Genomic DNA, 19,994 nt, shown 5'->3' with positions numbered 1-19,994 from the left:
AAAAGGTTATTAAAAGGTAAAATTTTGGTAATCAATTGGTTAAATTATTAACGTTAAGTAATATAACAGTAAAGTAGCGATCGCACTTTAAGAGCTTTTTTTAAGAATACAATAATAAGTTGCTCCAAATTCCTTATTCTTCCCGTGCCGGCTACGATCGACGATAGCAAGTAAAAATTCTGTAGACTGCCTATCATGTTGCTGCATTTGAGTACCTGGCCCGAAGTAGAAGCTTATCTCGAAAGCTCGCGAGGCATAATTATCCCGATCGGCTCCACCGAACAGCACGGGCCCACCGGCTTGATCGGCACTGACGCCATTGCTGCCAAGGCGATCACCCACGGTGTCGGCGAAGCTGCCAATGCCTTAATCGGCCCGACAATTAATGTCGGGATGGCCTTGCACCACACCAGCTTTCCCGGCACAATCAGCCTCCGACCGCAGACGCTGATACTGGTAATCAGGGATTACATCACATCTTTGGCAAAAGCGGGATTTGAGAAATATTTCTTCATCAACGGTCACGGCGGCAACATTGCCACCATGAAAGCAGCATTTTCCGAGACTTACGCGCATTTATCGGACTTGAATTTACCGAATGCCGATAAAATCCAGTGTCAAATCGGCAACTGGTTCATGTGCGGCTCAGTCTACAAACTAGCAAAAGAATTGTACGGAAACCAAGAAGGTTCCCACGCCACCCCCAGCGAAATTGCCTTAACCCAGTACCTTTATCCAGAAGCAATCAAGCAAGCTCCGCTTTCGGAAGAAGTCGCTTCCGGGCACAAAATTTACGGTGCCGCTGACTTCCGCCGCCGATTTCCCGACGGGAGAATGGGTTCAAATCCGGCATTGGCAACCCCCGAACAAGGTCAGCAGTTTTACGAATTAGCAGTCAAAGAATTGACTAATAATTATTTGGACTTTTTAAGTTCCGATTAACGTTTTTTCTTCTCGTTACGAGGAAGATCCTGGTAACGAGAAAAAATCTCAAACTATTCTATATTTTACAGTTATGAGTGAGTCCGCGACATGATATTTCATATCTATTCCGGCTACCTCGGAATGATATCAAATCCGCGCTTCATCGTCGGGCGTAAAGTCTAATCAAGCTGCCAATAAATAATTCGCGCAATTTTCATTTTTTTAACATCGAGTCAACAGTCAACAATTACGGACGCTGCAACCGGAATCGATATCATCTATCGGAGAAAGGCTATATCTCCCGATTAACCATCGGGAGAATATCAAAACTATTCCACAATCCAAGGAGTTAAACAAGGTGTCCAAGCACTCAATTCTTCTTCCTTGAACCAAAGGCTAATTTCCGCACGGGCCGTCTCGACAGCATCAGAACCGTGAATGAGATTACGGCCGACATTGACGGCAAAATCTCCCCGAATTGTCGCAGGTTCTGCATTCAGAGGATTTGTGGCGCCAATGATTTTTCTCGCCGATGCCACAACGCCGTCGCCTTCCCACACCATAGCCACTACAGGGCCTGAAGTGATAAAGTTTACCAATCCAGCAAAGAAGGCTTTTTCTTTGTGAACATCATAATGTTGTTCCGCTAGTTCGCGACTCGCCGTCATTAGCTTCATACCAACTAGCTTAAAGCCCTTGGCTTCAAAACGACCGATAATTTCGCCGACGAGTCCGCGCTGTACGCCGTCGGGCTTAATCGCTAAAAAAGTCCGTTCCAAGATTAACTCCTATAATTGTGTTAACTGATCCAAAAGATAGAGTAACTCACAACGCACCTAAAGGCAATTCTGAGAATTGGAAATGGTCATTTGGAGACTTATGGCCGCCGGAAGAAGGAATAAGGAATAAGAAGAGGGAAGAGAAAAGAGGGAAGAAGCAATAAAAGCAAGGGTTAAAGAAACGGGGTTTCTTAGAAAAATCTTTGTTGAGCAGCGATGAATTTGCAAACAAACCTGGTTTCGAGAATCCTATGCGTCTAGGACTGATTTGCAGGCAGCATCCCGATTTTGTAAACACCATTTTTTAGCAGTTCGAGCAGAATGCTCACTTGCCTATATATAGCCATCCTCGCATCATTTGTGAATTTCTTACTCCCTCCCCTTGATAAGGGGAGGGTTGGGGTGGAGTCAAAAATTTACGACTCCTGCAAGGATTGCTGTAAGCTAATCAGCTTTTAAATTGCCTGTAAAAAAATAATCCAACTTTTGTGGGGTCGCTTTGAGCAAAGCCTGAAATATGCAATCTAAATGTAGAACATTTTATCTCTAGCGAACCCGATGCTCGAACTTCGGGCACAATATGATACAAGTCACAATTTCCTGTGACTGCCAACACTCTTACCTATGATCTAAAATACAAATATGTATGATAATAAACACAATTATTTATGCTCGACAATATAGATAATTAACGGAGGTATGAAGATTATCTTGACAGCAACCATTTAGGCGAAAAAAGTATGAAAGCCATTGTAGCATTCATTGAACCCAAAAAGCAAGAGTTTGCCAAATTGCCCTTGTTTGACTTTCTAGCCAATAAACACATTCACGCGAATCAACGACTAATTTTTGCACCTGTACTCGCTCCTTTGGCTGTGGGATTGAGCGACTTAAATAAATATGTATTGCGAGACTCTTCTAGTAATAGCAAAGTTCAGGAACTAATTAATAAATATACTTATAAAAAAAACTATTACTGGCATGACTATCTAGAATACCTAGAGGAACTTGGCTTAAACCAATTAATGAGTTACGGCGATTTCAGACTGCTTTGGGGTGAAGAAACTAAAAAAACTCGATCGCTTTGTTCAGTGATCGAACGCTACGCTTGGAAAGCTTCTCCCCTTCAGAAACTCGTGTTAGTAGAAGCCCTCGAAGGAACGGCCCAAGTTTTTTTTGAGGCGGCGCTAGCAGTGGTAATGGAATTACAGCAAATTAACCAAAAAGAATCTGTTGATTTTGGAGGATCTTATGGAGGTTTAGAAAATTATCACCTTTTAAACACGCCAGAGATGTTGCAACTTTTAGCAGAGATCAAACTTACAGATTCGGAATACCAAGCAGCTTTAGAATTAGCACAAAATGTATTTCAACTGTTTACAGAAGCGATGAACGAGCTGTTCCGACACAGCCAAACAAATTATTGCAAGACTGTGCTGCAAATATCCTCAATTTCTGCCTTTGCTCATTGCCCGATCGACTGTCTCGATATTGGGTAGTTTAAACAATCACTAAATTATCTCGGTGTACCGCCGTTTCTACGCCTGCATAACCTAAAATCTCAGCAATTTTCTCGGACTTGCACCCCTGGATTTGTCTCAATTCTAAACTGCTATAATTCACAAGTCCTCTAGCAATTTGCTTGCCGGCTGCATCGCACAACTGCACGGAATCATCAGCTTGAAATTCTCCTTCTACTTGAGCAATACCCGCAGCTAAAAGCGATTTTCCGCCGTGGGAAATTGCTTTGACAGCACCCGCATCTAAATATAGTTTTCCGGCCGGAATTAGCACGTTAGCTATCCAGTGTTTGCGAGCGTTTACAGGGCGCGGTTGAGGCTCAAATTGAGTGCCGATCGACTCTCCGTTAAGTATTTTCTCGATATTACCAGGAAAGCAGCCGTCAGTGATGACAGTCCGTACTCCCGATGCAGTTGCTATTCTGGCTGCTTCAATTTTTGTCACCATACCGCCGGTTCCCCAACCGCTGCGGGAATCTCCTGTTTGCACCTGAAATTCCGTGAGCTGTGCCATACTTTGGACTAGGGCGATCGGCTGTGCGTCGGGATTGCTGCGCGGATCGGCGGAATACAGCCGATCGACATCTGTGAGTACAAACAACCAATCTGCTTCTACCAAACTCGCTACTAGCGCTGATAGCGTGTCGTTATCCCCAAATTTGAGTTCGTCTACCGCTACTGTATCGTTTTCATTGACGATCGGAATCACGCCCAATCTGAGCAGTTGTTGAAAAGTATTGCAAGCGTTAACATAACCATTACGCTGCACTAAATCACCCCTGGTGAGCAATACTTGAGCGATCGGCTGTTGTAGAGTAGTAAACAAGTCATCATACACACGCATCAGCCGCCCTTGGCCCACAGCCGCCACAGCCTGTTTCATAGCAATATTTCGCGGGCGTTCCGTCAAACCCAAGCGCGCGCAGCCCACCCCAACCGCACCAGAAGAAACCAAAACTACTCGATGGCCTTGCTGCCGCAAATCAGCTAAAATTTCGACCAATGCAGCAATAGTTGAAAGAGCTAAATTTCCGGTAGTCGATCGAGTCAGAGTCGAAGTTCCAATTTTAACAACAATAGTTTTAGTCATTAGTCAGTAGTCAATAGTCAGTAGTCAGCAGTCAGTAGTTATTAGTTATTAGTGATAATATCATTTCCAGTAGACATCTCCAATAATTATTATTGTGGAACAGGCATCCTGCCTGTTCAAAGCTGGCTTTTCGGGAAATGTCTAGTTGATTATAACAAATACTGTAGGGGCGGGTTCACCAACTTCTATGATTCACGTCCTGGATATTTATAAACCCGCCCTCCGCATTAATGACTAATGACTAATCTTTAATTTTCAGAGATGCCCCCAAAGCTTGAGAAACCCAAACTTCAAAAGAGCGCACCGGATACTTGCGAAGCGCATACCCAGCATCAACCATTGGTTCCACTAAAATAGTGAACATACCCAAACGATTGCCTGCTAAAACATCCGTAAAAAGTCGATCGCCCACCATCGCCACCTGTTCCACCGGCAAATTCATCGCCGTCACTGCTGTTCGCAACTTGCGGCGGGACGGTTTAGCCGCACCCGTGATGTAAGGTAGATTCAAAGAATCAGCAATTCTACCGATCCGATTTTGACTTAAATTATTGCTCGCCAACCATAGGGATACCACCGGTTTAATTTCTTGTACCCACAAGCTGAGTTCAGGAGAAGCATTCATTGCCGTAATGGGAACCAGAGTTTCGTCCACATCCAATACTAATCCTTTTATCTGATATTTCTGCAGAATATCAGCCGTTAACTTCATGACTGAATCGCCTAGAACTAAGTCAGGCTGTAGTAATTTACCCCAAGTCATAATGATTTTAGATTTTAGATTTTAGATTTTAGATTGAGAAATAAGAAATTGGGAGTTAAAGATTGAAAAAGTAAAAAATCAAAAGTGAATAATTATTGCTTTTCCTGGGTTACTTTTGACTTTTTACTTTTTTATTAGTCATTGCCCATCTATTGACCCGATCGCACTTTTTGGTCAACTTGAGCCACAGCAGCATTGTGTTCGGCCAGAGTGCGACTGAAAATGTGAGTGCCGTCGTACCGCGCCATAAAATACAGGTATTCTGTATTTTCTGGAGTCAGAGTCGCCTCCAAACTTGCTATTCCCGGAGATGCGATCGGAGTTGGGGGTAGTCCTGGATTTATATAAGTATTGTAAGGAGAAGGCGTTTCTACTTGCTTAAAAGTCAGAGGCTTTTCCTTAGTTTGCCTGATACCGAGAGCGTATTCAACTGTCGGGTCAGATCCCAACGCCATACCCTTTTTCAGACGGTTGTTGAACACTCCAGAAATGCGGTTCCGCTCGGAAGCAACCACAGCTTCTTTTTCTACAATACTGGCCAAAGTCACCCATTCTTTGAGAGATAGCGTTGTATTATTCTGATTTTTTTGATATACCGGCAAAGCTGTCTGCTCGAAACGGGTGAGCATTTGTGCGATCGCAGCTTGAGGAGTAATTCTATCGCCGTCTAGCTGATAAGTATCCGGGTACAAAAAACCTTCCAAATGAGGCAATCCGCTCGGCAGCCAAGGGTATTGAGCGTAAGGAATTTGACTCGCGACCGCCATAAACTCCTTAGCCGGAAAAAAGCCTTGCGCTTCAAAATAAGTGCTCATTTGTTGCAGCGACCACCCTTCGGGAATCGTGAAACTCTGCTGTGCGACTTCGCCCTTCCAAATTTTGTCAGCAACTGCACTCAGAGGCTGAGTCGGCGACAGTTGGTAAGTTCCTGCTTGAAAACCTCCCTCGCGGTTTTGCAGAGTCATCCAGCGGGCCCACATATTCCATGCCGAGCTCGATCGAATCAACCCCGCGGCCTCTAAATCCCGGCCAATTTTTTGACTAGGAGTACCCTCCGGGATTTGGATAGAAACAGCATCCTCCTCTGGCGTGGAAGTTGACGTTTCAGCTATTTTAGGAGGCGCCGAAGCCCAGCTCCACCAAGCCCAGCCTTGCCAAGCGCAAACTCCCCAGATTACCGGCAGCAAAGCCAGATAAAACAACCATTTAGAGACTTGCGGAGTTCCTTTTCGGCTCTCGCGCGCGCTGCCTTTTGTCATTTGTTCTTTATTCATAGTCCGTTGTCCTGGATAAGCGGCGGGTAACTAGCGACTAATGACTGATGACCTGCGATTGATGACCGAAAAGTTACGAATACAAGCCCTTTAAAAGACCCAATTCACGCGGCCCAATTCAAAAGCCCGATCGCGAAGGCAGAAGCGGCCACCTCGAGAAAGTTCGATCGGGCTAGCAGTTTACTGTTTTATAAAATAGTAAAAAATTCTGCTTTTTGCCATCAGGTTTTTTGCCTGCAATTAATATCTAATCAAGCTCGTCAAAAAACTGGTCTTCCAGCATAGGTAACATCGGTTCCAGCCTTTGGAACTCCTCTTCCGAGAGCAATTCTGGCTTGCCGTCATCATCCATTCTAGCCAAGATAAAGAACGGGTCTAGAGGCGTATAAATCGCATATTCCTGTTCTTCGTGGTAGAAACTGGTCAGCCACATCAGCTCCTCGAAATCCGACTCCTCATCGGGATCGACATCGGATGCCATATCCTCTTCGGGAAATTCCGGCAATTCGCCAACCACAGTCAGCGTCACCGCCGTGCGCCGGAGCGTCAAGTTCTGCTCTTGCAGGACAACTTTAGCAGTCTCAAAAATTTTGTCAATTTCCGTCTCGTCTTCTACAGGAATTGCTGCTTCGTCCGTCTCGTCTCCCTGCCAAGTAAAAATTTCTACGGGTGAGTCAATCGGAAGCAGCAAAGCGTATTCTTGACCTTCGAGATTCATAGAATATTCTATGTTGCAAGTCAGCGATCGCCCAACTTCATCCGTCAGGGTGACGGACTCTTCGTTGGAATTGCCATTCTCTTTTTTGCGGTATGGGGATGAGGACATCGCGTGTATCTTAGTTTTCCGTCAATAATTCAGTAACGTTTGCTTGACAATTGGGAATTTTCGTGGCGATATTCTGGCTAAATGGGCGATCGCCAGTCCACCAGCTTAAACCGCGAGACTCGCGGCCTTTTCCACAGGCGAGGAGTGCAGCGTTTAAATCTCAGTCGAGTCAGCAACCGACACTGAGGACAAATCACGATTTTGTGCTTCTTCAGTACCGAGGGTACAGCAGAATTTTCTCCAGTTTGTCAAGGGTTACAGGTGTGCGTAGCAAACTTGCACAACCAGGATATCACGCCTCTGTTACAAGCTATCAAGGATTGGGAAGGGCACAGATATTTTGCCTCCGCTCGTCTAGCCACTGCTGCAAAATCAGGGCTGCGGCTTTGCGATCGATCGCACCCTTATTTTGCGACACCGAAATCCCTTGTGTTTTCATCAATTCCTCTGCCTCAACCGAAGTCAGGCGCTCGTCCACGTACTCTAGGGGGAGCTCTAAGGCGGAGGCGATGCGATTGGCATATTTCTGCACCTGTCGGGCTTGAGCGCCCAATTCTCCGCTCAGGGAGTAGGGCAAGCCTGCAACCAAAATTTGCACTCTCCGCTCTCGCACGAGTTCTCGGAGATAAGCTACGTCTCGATCGAAGGACGATCGTACCAGTGTTGTAATGCCCGTAGCTATTAAACCCGTGCCGTCACACCCGGCGATGCCGACTCGTTTAAGGCCGATATCTAATCCCAGTGCTGAAATCCATAATTTATCGTTGGACATTCAATTTTAGATTTTAGATTTTAGATTTTAGATTTACTATTTTTTTGCGGAAATAATCTTATTTAACGAACCGCGAAGACGCGAAGGACGCGAAGGAATAAGAGAAGAAAGTTAGAAGAAAATAGGTAATCTTAAGTTGATATCAATCAAAAGCAGAAGGAATATTTTGGGATTAGGGCAGAAAAAAGAAATTTTTTGGATGATTAATTCTATTTTTTTCGGCCTTCTACCTTTTACCTTCTGCTTTTAACTATTAAGTATTAACTTTTGTCTTGGGAGCCTTCGTCTAGAGGCAATTCGGGCAATTTTAGAGGCAAAATGCTGCTGCTATCTGTTGCCGATGATTCGGAATTCTGGAAGTTCAAGGGGTTAACTTGATTCGTTTGGCTGTTTCCTGAGTCAGCCAACAGAGGTTTTATCTCAGACGACGCGGGCCCTGCTGCTGCTTCCCCAGCCATCGGGCCGAGCCAGGACATCCGGCCCGGTACGGGTTTGCGAGTTGGCTGGAAGCTTTGCAGCATTTCTGATAGCTGGAGTCCTTCGAGAGAGACCAACTTGGACTCGCGCAATTTGTGCCACACCGATCGAGACATCAGCAAACTGTGTTCCAAGCGCACTGCTCCAAATTGCTCTAAATAAGCTTCCCGTTCCGGCTGATAGTCAGCGGAAGCCAGTTGCAGGCTTTGAATCGGGAAATCTTGAACAAGGCGCGCCATCTGGGACAGCAGTTCCGGGTAAAGCCAAGTGTAGGCCGGGTGTACAGTCAACTGGGCGACGTGCGGTTGCTGGCCGTTGCGGGATAGCTGCACCTGAAAATAGCCGATCGCGGCTTTGCGCTGCGGTTCAAACACGTAACCGCTGACTACCTCTGTTTTGGCCAGCCACTGTCTGACACCTTCGACTAAAGCGCCGAAAAAACTGGTTTTGAAATCTTGAATGTGGCGATCGAATACTTGGCGCACCAGGGGGGGCATAGACGCGGTATCCAGTTGGTATAGTAACTGAGCGTCTGCGTTGCTAACCGGCAGCAGGTTGGGCAAATCTGGCGTCGAGGAAGCCATTTCTTGCAGGCGTTCTGGGGCGATCGTCCAGTAAGTCATCTGGGCCAAAGGCTGAAACCCGTTTTGCCGATACAAAGCCAAGGAAGTTTTGTCGCCGACATTCACTTCCAACAGCCATGTCCGCGCCTCCCAGACTGCCTCAAAGCAGTACCGCAGCAGCATGGAACCAATTCCTTTGCTGCGGGCTTCCGGGTCTACTCCTATGCGATCGATCCGCCAAGTGCTGCGGGTGCGGTTGAAAGGAGAAATCTGAATTATGCCCTTAACTTTCCCCTCTTCTTCGGCAACGTGGGCCCGGAACAGGGACTGACAGGGGTTGGGAAACAAGCTAACAATCTTTAGTAGTCCGTACCAGCGGCGAATCTGCTGCAACTTTCTACCTAGTACCACGTCGCAGCTTCCGCCCTTGCTGTTTTCTGGCTCTTCGGCTGTTTCCGCGCACAGTTGTTCCATCACCTCGATGTCGCGATACTGAAACGGGCGAATCACAACCTGGTTTTGGTTTTGGGAGGGAAATGAAGTCATAGCATAAAAGTGGATAATGGAAATTTAAAAATAAAAATTCAGAAAGGGGAAGAGTTAGAGAAGTTTTGAGTTCTGAATGGGTAAATTTTGAGTTCAAAACTTATAACTTTTTATTCTTCTCCCTTTCTTGCGCGATCGAAAATTAAAAATTGCAAATCATCTTTTTGAATTTTTAATTTTCTGTTTTCAACTCAAGATTTTTGTGGCAGAGGTCGAATTACAACGACCGGTGTTCGCTCATCAGCATTCCCGGCGGGGTTGCTTCGCAAGGCTTGCTCTAAGAATGTTACCGATAAATCGGAGGTCGCTGCTAATATCTTAACTGCTTTCAAGTCATTAGCGTCTACGATCGCCGCCGCAAGTCCGGTTTCTCGTTGAATTTCTTCTACAACTTGCTGGGGATTGTCCGGGCCTAGGACAATAAATTGGTCGAAGGGAGGCAAAGTCCCGGTAACGTCGTCAATCAGTCTGGCTTGTTCCCCTGCAAGTTGGTAAAAGACTCCCGGTTTACCGAATATTTTAGCCACAGCGCCGATCGCAAATGCTGCGACTACGCGCCAAGGGCCGACTACATCAACCAACGTCTGCATCCCGCAAGCCGTGGCCAAACTCGACATCGGCAAGAAAAACAAGCACACTCGCTTTGCCGCCCATCCTGGTTTGACTTCGCTGGGATGGCGATAGCGTCCCTGCATCAAAGCCAAGGGAGTCTCTGCGAGGGCGACAATATCGCCTTTCTGGGCGCGCGGCAGCACGTACCGCTTGACAATTTCGACGGGATTGTCCAATTCCGTCAGGATGTGGGTGCGAATCGGCAAAACTTCGGCAACTCCGACATTTCGGGCATTAGGTACTGTCTCCGAGTTGGGAAATTGCAGGGGAACTACTACGTTACGGACTTTGGGGATGCGGCCGCCCGGGCCGTAGGTGACGAAATGTACTTGCACCCAAGCCGACTGCAATTTGGTTAAATCTTGCCCTTGAATGTCTACAGAAACTTTAATTTTCGTGTTTTTTTGGGCTTTAACAATATAGCCGAACCAGTAATCGTCTGCTCTGGCTGCTGCGTCTTTGTGGCAAGGAATCACCTTTGTCTCGGAGGTAACGCCATCCAAACTTCCGTCTGACAGCAGTTTCACTTGTGCCCGCACTTCCGGCAACATAATCTCAAACCGCTGTGTCAGGTTGCGGAACTCCATTTCCCCGACTAAAAGATAGCGGTTGGGTTCCGAGATGGCTAAGTGCCATTCTCCGGCTGTTAGTTCTAATTTATTTGCACTTCCAGTCCGGCGATAGTTCAACTCTAGGCCCAATCCGCCCAATGCTAGCAGCGAACCGGCTGCTGCGATTCCTGTTGCTAAAGTCTCAATCACTCAAATCACCGCCAATAATATTTTGTGTTTACTGTAGTCGATATCGGGTACTTTGAGCGCTGATCCGGTAGTAATTGGATTGTGCTGAGTTTGTTGGGGGCGATCGAGCTTAGCCCAATTACACGTAAGTGCGATCGCCTCTGGTGGCTAAAGCGGGCAAGTTGCTGTTCAAAGAGCTCTCCTCGTGAGTTAGATCACTCCAAAATCTGGCCTTGCTTAATCAGGGCATGAAAAAAATCAGTTGAAAATCCCGAATCTTTGTGGATACTGGTTTCTCTGACTTGCATATTTAACCTTTCCTAGCGTAAATCAGCAACGTCCACAAAACAAATCACTTAATTCAATAATTTAATAGTTTATTTGGTTTTACAACTCTATACAATATCGCTTTTAAGCGTTAAATTATAAAGTGGAAATTCACATTAGTTTAGAATGTTTATTAATTTTAATCGGTTAACAAGTCGGGATAAAGCAGTTATTTTAAGATTGCTAAGCTAAGACTGTTCCCGATGTGCGATCGCGCGCCTCCAGCTTCTTCAAGGTCGAATGAACAGCGAGTCCCTAGCGCGGTAGCGGTAAGTATTTTTGAGAATCTACTTCTTAAGTAACAGTCCAAATCTAGTTCTTAGGCAGTAGATTTTCTGAGAAGTATATAGTTAGCCTAGTAAATGTAACAGTAATACCCAAGGATATCTATGACTGATAATAAGCAGCCTTTTAACCAACCTGAAGCCAATCCTGACTTCCAGGAAAAGAATGTTGACAATAGCGAAAACGCGCAGCTTCAGGCTCAGACTAACGAAAATGCAGAATCAAAGGAAGATCAATCATCAGGCTCAGGCATTGGTGCTAGGATAGCTGGAGCAGCAGTCGGTGGAATACTCGGTGCTCGCTCTGGAGGCATTGTTGGTGCTGTAGCAGGCTCAGTTGCTGGCGCGATGATTGGTAAAGGTACTGCTGATACTGTTAACCGTGCTGTAGATAATTTAGGGGATGCAGCACACGCTGTAGCAGACGGTATTACACACACTGTAGAAGACCTAGGGACGGTAGTAAAGGAAACTGCTGAGGAAGTTAAACCATCTATCACAGCTACAGCAGAAGCAGTCAAGCAGACTGTTGAGGAAACCAAGCCTTCGATTAAAGGTATAGCCGAATCTGTCAATGAGACAGTTAAGGAAGCCAAGCCTTCTGTAGTAGATGCAGTCAAGAGTGCATCCGAGGAAGTCAAACCTACCATTAGAGAAGTAAAAGAGTCAGTCAAGCAGACAGTCGAAGGTGTCAAGCCTTCTGTACAAAGTGCAGCGGACTCTATTAAGAGTACGGCTGATGAAATTAAGCCTTCTGCCAAAGCTGTAGCTCAGGAAATTGAGGGGGCAACTAAGGATCTGAGATCGAGTGTAAAAGATACAGCGAAAGCAGTTGAGCCATCTATAAAAAGCGCAGCCGAATCGCTTAAGTCATCTGGTAAGAGTGCAGCCGAATCAATGAAATCATCTGCTCAAAGCGCCGCTGAATCCGCTAAAGGTGCAGCGCAGGATGTTAAGTCATCTGCCCAAAATGCAGCCGAATCTGCTAAAGGTGCAGCGCAGGATGTTAAGCAGGATGTTAAGTCATCTGCCCAAAATGCAACTCCATCTCATCAAGGTGCAGGGCATGATTTTAAATCATCTGCCCAAAATGCAGCCGAATCTGCTAAACCTCCAGTGCCTGATTTTAGGTCCTCTGCCCCAAATGCAACCCCATCTCCTCAAGGTGCAGCGCATGATTTAAAATCATCGGCCCAAAATGCAGCAGAATCTGCTAAACGTGCAGCGCACGATTTTAAGTCATCTGCCCAATATCTAGCCGAATCCGACGCAGAGGGAAATAAGGATAGCGATATTCACATCTCCGGCAATCCTGAACTCAAGGACAAAGTGGTCATTCATGACAAGAGAATCATTAAGGACTAGGTAAAGTAAGGACTTAACTCTAGCTTGTTAAAGCTAGGGCTAAGAGAGTTTAACAGAGAGTGGATCTGAGAAAAGAGTCCACTCTTTTCTGTGTATGAGAAATGCGATCGCCTACGGTTTAACAGAGAGTCTATTTATTGAGGAACTCTCCCCCTGAACAAGGAGAGATTTCGTTTCTAGACTACTGGCAGAAGTGGTTAAAACGGCTAAAGTTTTTTGTAGAAAAAGCTGCTTGATAAATCGAGAAATAGTTAGGGTCAAGCTGATGTGGCCAGTTCAACCCCTAACTATATTATTAATATCCAAATTGCAAAGTCACAGAAGCTTCTACCTGCTGTTCCCCCCCCACCACAGGCGTTGTAGCGTCAGCAGCAGCCATGCGAGCACCAGCCAATTGCCGGTACATAGGAGGCGGCGCGATCGCACCGTTGACTTGAATGCCCAGAATCTCTCCCCGCTTCAGGTTGAGGGCGCTCAAGACAGCATCCGCTTGGGCTTGAGCATCTTGAGTGGCTTTTTTGAGTGCTTGTTTTCGAGCAGATTCGATCGCACTTTCGGCGGCGGCAAAACTCACACCGTCGATGCGTGTGGCTCCGGCATTCACCGCATCGTCGAGCAAAGTGCCTGCAGATGCAGTATTAATCCGAAAACTGACGGTATTCGTCGCCGTATAGCCCGTCAAGCGTTGTTGGTTGTTGTCGAAGTTATAAATGGGATTGAGGGTGATGCCGGCAGTTTCGAGTTTTTCGACTTGGCGCGATCGCAGCAACTCTACCACAGCGGACGATCGTCTCGCCGCTTCCTGCTGCACCTCGGCCGCCGTTTTCCCCTGCACCTCAACCCCCAGCCGCACTTGCGTTTGGGTGGTAGGAATCGCTTCCACACCCCGCCCAGTAACAGTCAACGTTCTGATCCGCTGTTCTTGGGCCACCGCCGGATCTAATCTCACAAAACTAACGAGAGTTAAGGTTAAACATAACGCTGTTACCAGACTACGGAAATTAATGCGATCGCGACGTTGCAAATTTGAATTCATAAACTTGATTCTCCTCACATACAACAGATGCTATACTTTACCTTCCCACTGAAAGTGCTAAATATCCGGGTTGTTACATTTTTAGTAACTAAAAAAAGTATTAGTCCTTAGTCATTAGTCATTATATGCAATGGTTAAAACAAGCTGCCCGCCGACTCAAAAAAGAGACTTACGCGGTTTATTTAGCCAGTACAGACCAGAGAGTACCTTGGTACGCCAGAATTTTAGCAGGGCTTACGGTTGCCTATGCTTTTAGCCCGATCGACTTAATTCCTGACTTCATACCGATTCTCGGCTACTTGGACGATTTGATAATTGTACCCTTGGGAATTTGGCTGGTACTGAAGATGATTCCGCCACAGGTTTTAGCAGAGTGTCGGGAAAAAGCAGCCGCAGAAATAGAGCGAGGAAAACCGATAAATAGGGCTGCCGCTGCTGTGATTATTGCCATCTGGATTGGCTTGGGAATATTAGCAGCAATTTGGCTGACACGGATATTTAAAGGTTAAAAAAAATTACCTATCTATTTATAGTGTAGGGTGCGCGCCGAGAACCTTACCTTAAACAACTCGCGTGACCCAAAAATATTTAAAGTTTAAAAAATCACCGTTCTAGTTATAATATAGGGTGCGCTAGGCACACCTTACGTTAAAAAAACTCGCGGTATCGCATACCAAGTATTATTTACCCCTTAAAAAATTAAACTAACTTTCTAGCTATGACTCAAACCACTGATTTCCTCAGCCACCTCAACCCATCTCAGCGCCAAGCAGTCGCCCATTATAACGGGCCGCTGTTAGTAGTAGCGGGCGCTGGTTCCGGCAAAACCAGAGCTCTAACTTATCGAGTTGCTAACTTAGTTCGCACCCATAGAGTCGATCCTGAAAATATTCTGGCGGTGACATTTACAAATAAAGCCGCCAGGGAGATGAAAGAAAGAATTGAGAAATTGCTGGCAACTCAGCAAGCTGAAGCGGAATATGGCAAACCTTTGGTAGACTTAGCCCCGGATGTGCAGACGAAATTGCGATCGCAAATTTACCAAAGAATTACCAAACACATTTGGATGGGAACTTTTCACTCTTTGTGCGGCCGCATTCTCCGTTACGATATTGAAAAATACCAAGACGAAAAAGGCCGCCAGTGGAAGAAAAACTTTTCGATTTTTGATGAGTCAGATGCTCAAAGTCTCGTCAAACAAATCGTCACCAAAATCCTGAACCTCGACGACAAGAAATTTGACCCGCGAAAAGTCCGCTATGTCATCAGCAACGCTAAAAATAAAGGTTGGTCGCCTCAAGAATACCAAGCTGCAGAACCGGATTATCGAGGTCGTGTGATTGCCGATGTCTACAGTCGCTACCAAGATGCTTTAGCCGCCAACAATGCCCTAGATTTTGACGATTTAATCCTTGTTCCCGTTAAACTTTTGAGCCAAAATGAGCAAGTATTAAGTTACTGGCATAAAAAGTTTTGCCATATTTTAGTTGATGAATACCAAGATACCAACCGCACTCAATACGATTTGATTCGGATGTTAGTGACAAATAACGCCGACCCGAAAAGCTTCGAGAAATGGCAAAACCGCTCGATTTTTGTCGTGGGCGATGTCGATCAATCAATTTACAGCTTTCGGATGGCAGATTATACCATCTTGCTGGAATTTCAAGAGGATTTCGGAGATGGTTTATCTGACGAAAAAACTCGGACAATGGTAAAATTAGAGGAAAATTATCGATCGCGCGAAAACATCCTGCAAGTGGCGAACCACTTGATCGAACACAATACCGAACGGATCGAGAAAATTCTGCGCCCGACTCGCGAACCGGGAGCTCCGATTGTTGTCTGGCGCGCCGACAACGAATTAGATGAAGCGGAATTTGTAGCAGGTCAAATTCATTCTTTGAAGCGCCAAAACTCCGAATACGAAAACGGTAGTAACTTTGCGATTCTCTACCGCACAAACGCTCAATCTCGCTCCTTTGAAGAAGCATTAATGCGTTTAGACATTGCCTACAATATTGTCGGTGGCCTGAAGTTTTACGATCGCAAAGAAATCAAAGATATCTTAGCATACCTGCGGGCGCTTGCCAATCCCGACGATAGCGTGAGCCTCAAACGCATCATCAATACTCCCCGCCGTGGCATTGGTGATACCACATTTTCCAAAATCGAAGACGCTGCAACTCAATTGAGTATTCCGTTGTGGGAAATCCTCAGCGATGAATCTTCTGTCAATACTCTCGCAGGGCGATCGGCAAAAGCTATTATTAAGTTTGCGGCAATGATTGGTCGTTGGCAATCGCAAGTTGAAACCCTGCCGGCTTCGCAAATTGTCCAAGGAATTATCGAAGATTCAGGCTACATTGACGATTTGAAAAATCAAGGAACCGAGGAAGCCGAAAATCGGATAGAAAACGTCAGAGAATTGTACAATGCTGTCCTGCAATTTGAAGAACAAAACGAAGAACCAACGCTGACATCATTTTTAGCAAAAGCATCTTTAGCATCCGATTTAGATGACTTGCAGGAAGAAGATTCCCGCGTATCGCTAATGACGCTGCACTCCGCAAAAGGGTTAGAATTTCCCGTAGTATTTTTAGTCGGAATGGAACAAGGTTTATTTCCTAATTTTCGCAGTTTGGACGACCCGAAAGCGATCGAAGAAGAACGCCGTTTGTGCTACGTGGGCATCACTCGCGCCCAGGAATTGCTATTTCTCACCCACACTCGCGAACGCCGCCTCTGGGGAGGCTACCGGGAACACTGCACCCCTTCGCTATTCTTAGGGGAATTGCCGACACATTTGCTGGCTGGAAGTGCGAAGAAAACTAAGACAGCTAAAACGGCTGTTTCCAAGGGAAAAACTAATAATTCAGCAGCTAATTCTGGGAATTCTCAATCGGCAGAGTGGAAAACGGGCGATCGGGTTTTTCATCATGCTTTTGGAGTTGGAGAAATTACCCACGTTTTGGGAGAAGGCGATAAAACTAATCTGGCAATTAAGTTTTCGGGTTTGGGCCGAAAAATCATCGATCCGAGAACAGCTAAGTTGCAGCGAGTTTAATAAAGAAGTGTTGAAAACTCCCGATAGGAGTCGGCGGTTAAAACGGTTACTACACAACCTTGCGTCCGAACTTCAGGGGACACAAAAGAAATGATTCAAGACTCTCCCGCAGAGAATCGCCCCTCGATCGATCTTATCTCACATCTTGCACCATTTTCAAGAACAGGCAAGATGCCTGTTCCACAAGAAAATTCACTTTTTGTGGAACAGGCATCTTGCCTGTTCATAAAAGACTTATTAACAATAATGCAACATCGCAAGATGCCTGTTCCACAAGAAAATTCACTCTTTGTGGAACAGGCATCTTGCCTGTTCATAAAAGACTTATTAACAATGATGCCACATCTCATATCTTATTCGGCTACCTGAGATTCCACACGCCTGTATTTACCCGCCAAACGTTCTCGACGTTGGCGACGGTTGTCAGCTTCAAATATGGCAATCGCTTCATCTAACTTCAAATTGAAAGCGTCCAACTGTCGGCAGACTTCACGCATCTTTTCAACGTGTCGCTTTCTGGTTTCAGCGTCGGGGATTCTAGGTTGTTGATTCATCGTAAGTTCCAATCCATTTTGATTTCTTGAATGCTTGCTGCTGAGGCATCGACAATTGCCTCTCCGTCTTCTATCGTTCCATACAGAAAGTTTAACGTATCCGCAGTCGCAGCGGGTTGAGATTCTGCCACCTGCTGCAAAAGCCTGTACAAACGATTGTAAGAGGTTCTCAACCTTTCCTTAATATTATCCAGGGATTCTAGTTCGGGGAGTGTCGCTTCTGTCTCGCCAAACTGCTGCATGAATATATATTCTGTGGCGGTTGTTTCGTTGAGGATTTCCACTAGCCGCCGCTGCAATGTGAAAATTGTGTTCAGGATGTCATCAGGTAGCTTTGCCATTGTCCTTAATTTTTAGGAATAACAACTTAAAACAATATATCAGAATGTTTGCTTCCTCTCATTTTAGTTTTAATCGATAGCGATATCAGTCCAAATTTACCACCTTTAAATTTGCGTTCCCTGCTTCGCCAATAATGCACTTCCATAAGCAGCCGCAGTATGAATTGGCGTTACTACAGGCACTTTTAAATAACGCTTTCTAATCGCACTCCAAACCGCATTTTTTGCCCCGCCGCCAGCAGTATAAACCTTTGTTAAAGGAGTTGCACCCAATTCTTGCAATAATTGATATCCCCGCGCTTCAATCCGCGCTATGCTTTCTAGCAAACCGTGCAGAAATTCCACTGAATCAGTGGGACGCGGTTCGAGTCGGGGCGGCAAATTTGGGTCATTAATCGGAAAGCGATCGCCCTTTTTCAACAATGGGTAATAATCCAGCAAACTCTCTTGTTCTGGAGCAATTTGTGTGCTATAATTATCCAACTCAGCATCAGTAAAAAAGTGTCGCAGCACTGCACCTCCAGTATTAGAAGCACCTCCAACTAACCACAAATCGCCTGCCAGGGCGGGCACGGGGGCACCGCCCCTACAAAAGGGGGGGAAACGATGACTGTAAATCCCGTATCTAGAATCGTCTACGCGGGTATGACTTAACAGTTTGACTGCTAGTGTAGAACCGAGAGAAGTTACTGCTTCCCCTGGTAAATTAACACCGCTTGCTAAAAATGCGGCAATGCTATCGGTTGTACCAGCACAAATCATACAATCGCGGGGAAATCCGAAGCGATCGCCCACTTGAGATCTCACTTCCCCCACAGGCGTGCCCGGTGCGACAACTAGCGGCAATTCAGGAGTTCCAGCGCCCGCAATTCCCTGTGTCAGCCAATTCGGATAGCACAAAGTATCAACATCAAAACCGAGTTTTAAAGCATTGTGATAGTCGCTAATTCCTAATTTTCCGTGCAGCAGAAATGCCAGCCAGTCAGCTTGATGCAGGAAAACGGTAGGGGCGGTGCCCCCGTGCCCGCCCTCCTGCCACCACAGGAGTTTTGCCAGACTGGATGTAGCGCTCAATACTGTGTGGTTGGCAGGGGCGATCGCCCGCAGCCTTTCTGTCACTGCTGCACCGCGCGCATCATTGTATAAAATCGGCTCGCATACTGGTATACCGTCGGTATTGCACAGCATGACAGTGGAGGATGTGCCGTCAAGGGCGATCGCCCTTACCTGATTGCGGATTGTTGGGGGAATTTGCTCAATTACAGCCCACAGTGCATTTTCCCACACCGAGGGCAATTCAGGCTGTTGTTGCCCGTTGTTGGCAAAAGTATATTCTGTCTCGCAATGGATTGTACCCTGGGAGTCGATGACAGTCGATCGCGCGCCCGTGGTGCCGAAATCTATTCCCAAATAAAGATTCATGTGTTACTCCCGCGAATTTTCCTATATCTCAGAAACCGGGTTTTTTTACGAAAATCTTTCGTTGTCACCCACAGATCCCACAGATTAGGTAAAAAACCCGGTTTCTTTGGCATTAGTGCGTAAGTTCATGGCTTAAGCATGGGGGCTAGAAACCCGGTTTCTACGAGTTTTGCGTTGAGTGACGAGAAATATAGAAAGAAACCGGGTTTCTGAGATTATCGTGCTTCGACATATTCACAAAGCGTAGTTGGTTCGGGAATCGGTAAACCTTCTTCTCGCAATCCTTCTAAGTGAAATTCTATCGCTTCTTTAATTTGCTGCTGTACTTCTGCAAGGGTTGCGCCTGTGGCTGCACATCCGGGTAAATCGGGTGCGTAAGCTGAATAGTTATTCGGTGTTTTTTCAATGACAATCGCATAACGCATTAGTTGAGATCCTCATCTTGATGATTTGTTTCGACTTCGTTAGGTTCTTGTTGCTCTTTGACTTCTCTCAAGAGAGCTTGTTTGAGAATATTATTGAATGTACCCGGAGCCAAATCCTCAGAGAGTTTACCGGGAACTGTAACTAAACCGGATTTGGTAGGATGTTTGTACTGGCGGTGACTCCCTCGTGTTCTAGCGAGATACCAACCGTCTGCCTCTAGTTGTTTAATGATATCCCTGACTTTTGTTGGCATTTATTATTTACGTAAGTAGCAGGTATTGAAATG

Annotated in this window: 19 protein-coding genes; 5 read left to right on the top strand and 14 right to left on the bottom strand. The window is 45.9% G+C overall.

What is annotated here, in order from left to right; genetic code table 11:
• The first annotated feature begins 195 nt into the window (after positions 1–195).
• Complete coding sequence (locus QT987_RS06785; RefSeq protein WP_333238419.1) at positions 196–942, top strand: creatininase family protein; 747 nt, start codon at positions 196–198, stop codon at positions 940–942.
• A 311-nt stretch (positions 943–1,253) separates the two neighbouring features.
• On the opposite strand, the gene ndk is transcribed toward QT987_RS06785, so the two are convergent.
• Complete coding sequence (gene ndk / locus QT987_RS06780) at positions 1,254–1,703, bottom strand: nucleoside-diphosphate kinase (RefSeq protein ID WP_333238417.1); 450 nt, start codon at positions 1,701–1,703, stop codon at positions 1,254–1,256.
• A 740-nt stretch (positions 1,704–2,443) separates the two neighbouring features.
• On the opposite strand from ndk, the gene QT987_RS06775 reads away from it, so the two are divergent.
• The gene (locus tag QT987_RS06775) at positions 2,444–3,202 is read left to right on the top strand and encodes a hypothetical protein (protein ID WP_333238415.1); all 759 of its coding nucleotides are present in this window, start codon (positions 2,444–2,446) and stop codon (positions 3,200–3,202) included.
• A 1-nt stretch (position 3,203) separates the two neighbouring features.
• Here QT987_RS06775 and proB read toward each other — a convergent pair whose 3' ends face one another.
• From proB to QT987_RS06740, 7 genes are all read right to left on the bottom strand, one after another.
• On the bottom strand, positions 3,204–4,313 hold the full coding sequence (proB, locus tag QT987_RS06770) for a glutamate 5-kinase (protein ID WP_333051567.1): 1,110 nt from the start codon (positions 4,311–4,313) through the stop codon (positions 3,204–3,206).
• 241 nt (positions 4,314–4,554) lie between these two features.
• Positions 4,555–5,076, bottom strand: a complete 522-nt coding sequence (locus QT987_RS06765) for a YqeG family HAD IIIA-type phosphatase (protein WP_333035333.1) — start codon at positions 5,074–5,076, stop codon at positions 4,555–4,557.
• A gap of 149 nt (positions 5,077–5,225) precedes the next feature.
• Positions 5,226–6,350 (bottom strand): endolytic transglycosylase MltG, encoded by a 1,125-nt coding sequence (gene mltG, locus QT987_RS06760; RefSeq protein WP_333238413.1) that lies wholly within the window; start codon positions 6,348–6,350, stop codon positions 5,226–5,228.
• A 247-nt stretch (positions 6,351–6,597) separates the two neighbouring features.
• Entirely contained in the window at positions 6,598–7,176 is a 579-nt protein-coding gene (locus QT987_RS06755; RefSeq protein WP_333238411.1) for a DUF3727 domain-containing protein, read from the bottom strand.
• 313 nt (positions 7,177–7,489) lie between these two features.
• A complete protein-coding gene (gene ruvX, locus QT987_RS06750; RefSeq protein WP_333238409.1) occupies positions 7,490–7,948 on the bottom strand; it encodes a Holliday junction resolvase RuvX in 459 nt (152 codons plus the stop codon).
• A gap of 260 nt (positions 7,949–8,208) precedes the next feature.
• Positions 8,209–9,534 carry a GNAT family N-acetyltransferase gene (locus tag QT987_RS06745; protein WP_333238408.1) on the bottom strand — a complete coding sequence of 442 codons (1,326 nt, stop codon included), beginning with the start codon at positions 9,532–9,534 and terminating at the stop codon, positions 8,209–8,211.
• 191 nt (positions 9,535–9,725) lie between these two features.
• Positions 9,726–10,907: a F420-0:Gamma-glutamyl ligase gene (locus QT987_RS06740; protein WP_333238406.1), complete on the bottom strand. Its 1,182-nt coding sequence runs from the start codon at positions 10,905–10,907 to the stop codon at positions 9,726–9,728.
• A gap of 695 nt (positions 10,908–11,602) precedes the next feature.
• Here QT987_RS06740 and QT987_RS06735 point away from each other — a divergent pair.
• On the top strand, positions 11,603–12,862 hold the full coding sequence (locus tag QT987_RS06735; RefSeq protein ID WP_333238404.1) for a hypothetical protein: 1,260 nt from the start codon (positions 11,603–11,605) through the stop codon (positions 12,860–12,862).
• 295 nt (positions 12,863–13,157) lie between these two features.
• Here QT987_RS06735 and QT987_RS06730 read toward each other — a convergent pair whose 3' ends face one another.
• Positions 13,158–13,898, bottom strand: a complete 741-nt coding sequence (locus QT987_RS06730; RefSeq protein WP_333238402.1) for an SIMPL domain-containing protein — start codon at positions 13,896–13,898, stop codon at positions 13,158–13,160.
• A 125-nt stretch (positions 13,899–14,023) separates the two neighbouring features.
• On the opposite strand from QT987_RS06730, the gene QT987_RS06725 reads away from it, so the two are divergent.
• The gene (locus tag QT987_RS06725; RefSeq protein ID WP_333238400.1) at positions 14,024–14,407 is read left to right on the top strand and encodes a YkvA family protein; all 384 of its coding nucleotides are present in this window, start codon (positions 14,024–14,026) and stop codon (positions 14,405–14,407) included.
• Positions 14,408–14,616: 209 nt separating this feature from the next.
• Entirely contained in the window at positions 14,617–16,965 is a 2,349-nt protein-coding gene (gene pcrA, locus QT987_RS06720) for a DNA helicase PcrA (protein WP_333238398.1), read from the top strand.
• Between the two features lie 353 nt (positions 16,966–17,318).
• Here pcrA and QT987_RS06715 read toward each other — a convergent pair whose 3' ends face one another.
• From QT987_RS06715 to QT987_RS06695, 5 genes are all read right to left on the bottom strand, one after another.
• Entirely contained in the window at positions 17,319–17,519 is a 201-nt protein-coding gene (locus tag QT987_RS06715) for a hypothetical protein (protein ID WP_333238396.1), read from the bottom strand.
• A complete protein-coding gene (locus QT987_RS06710; RefSeq protein WP_106146328.1) occupies positions 17,516–17,860 on the bottom strand; it encodes a hypothetical protein in 345 nt (114 codons plus the stop codon). Before QT987_RS06710 ends, QT987_RS06715 begins: the two co-directional genes overlap by 4 nt.
• Positions 17,861–17,965: 105 nt before the next feature.
• The gene (locus tag QT987_RS06705; RefSeq protein WP_333238394.1) at positions 17,966–19,282 is read right to left on the bottom strand and encodes an FGGY-family carbohydrate kinase; all 1,317 of its coding nucleotides are present in this window, start codon (positions 19,280–19,282) and stop codon (positions 17,966–17,968) included.
• 215 nt (positions 19,283–19,497) lie between these two features.
• Positions 19,498–19,707, bottom strand: a complete 210-nt coding sequence (locus tag QT987_RS06700) for a type II toxin-antitoxin system HicB family antitoxin (protein WP_333238392.1) — start codon at positions 19,705–19,707, stop codon at positions 19,498–19,500.
• Positions 19,707–19,961: a type II toxin-antitoxin system HicA family toxin gene (locus QT987_RS06695; protein WP_333238390.1), complete on the bottom strand. Its 255-nt coding sequence runs from the start codon at positions 19,959–19,961 to the stop codon at positions 19,707–19,709. Before QT987_RS06695 ends, QT987_RS06700 begins: the two co-directional genes overlap by 1 nt.
• Positions 19,962–19,994: the final 33 nt, after the last annotated feature.

Source organism: Microcoleus sp. SVA1B4 (assembly GCF_036700545.1).
Lineage (GTDB): Bacteria > Cyanobacteriota > Cyanobacteriia > Cyanobacteriales > Microcoleaceae > Microcoleus.
This window is presented reverse-complemented; position numbering and strand designations above follow the sequence as displayed.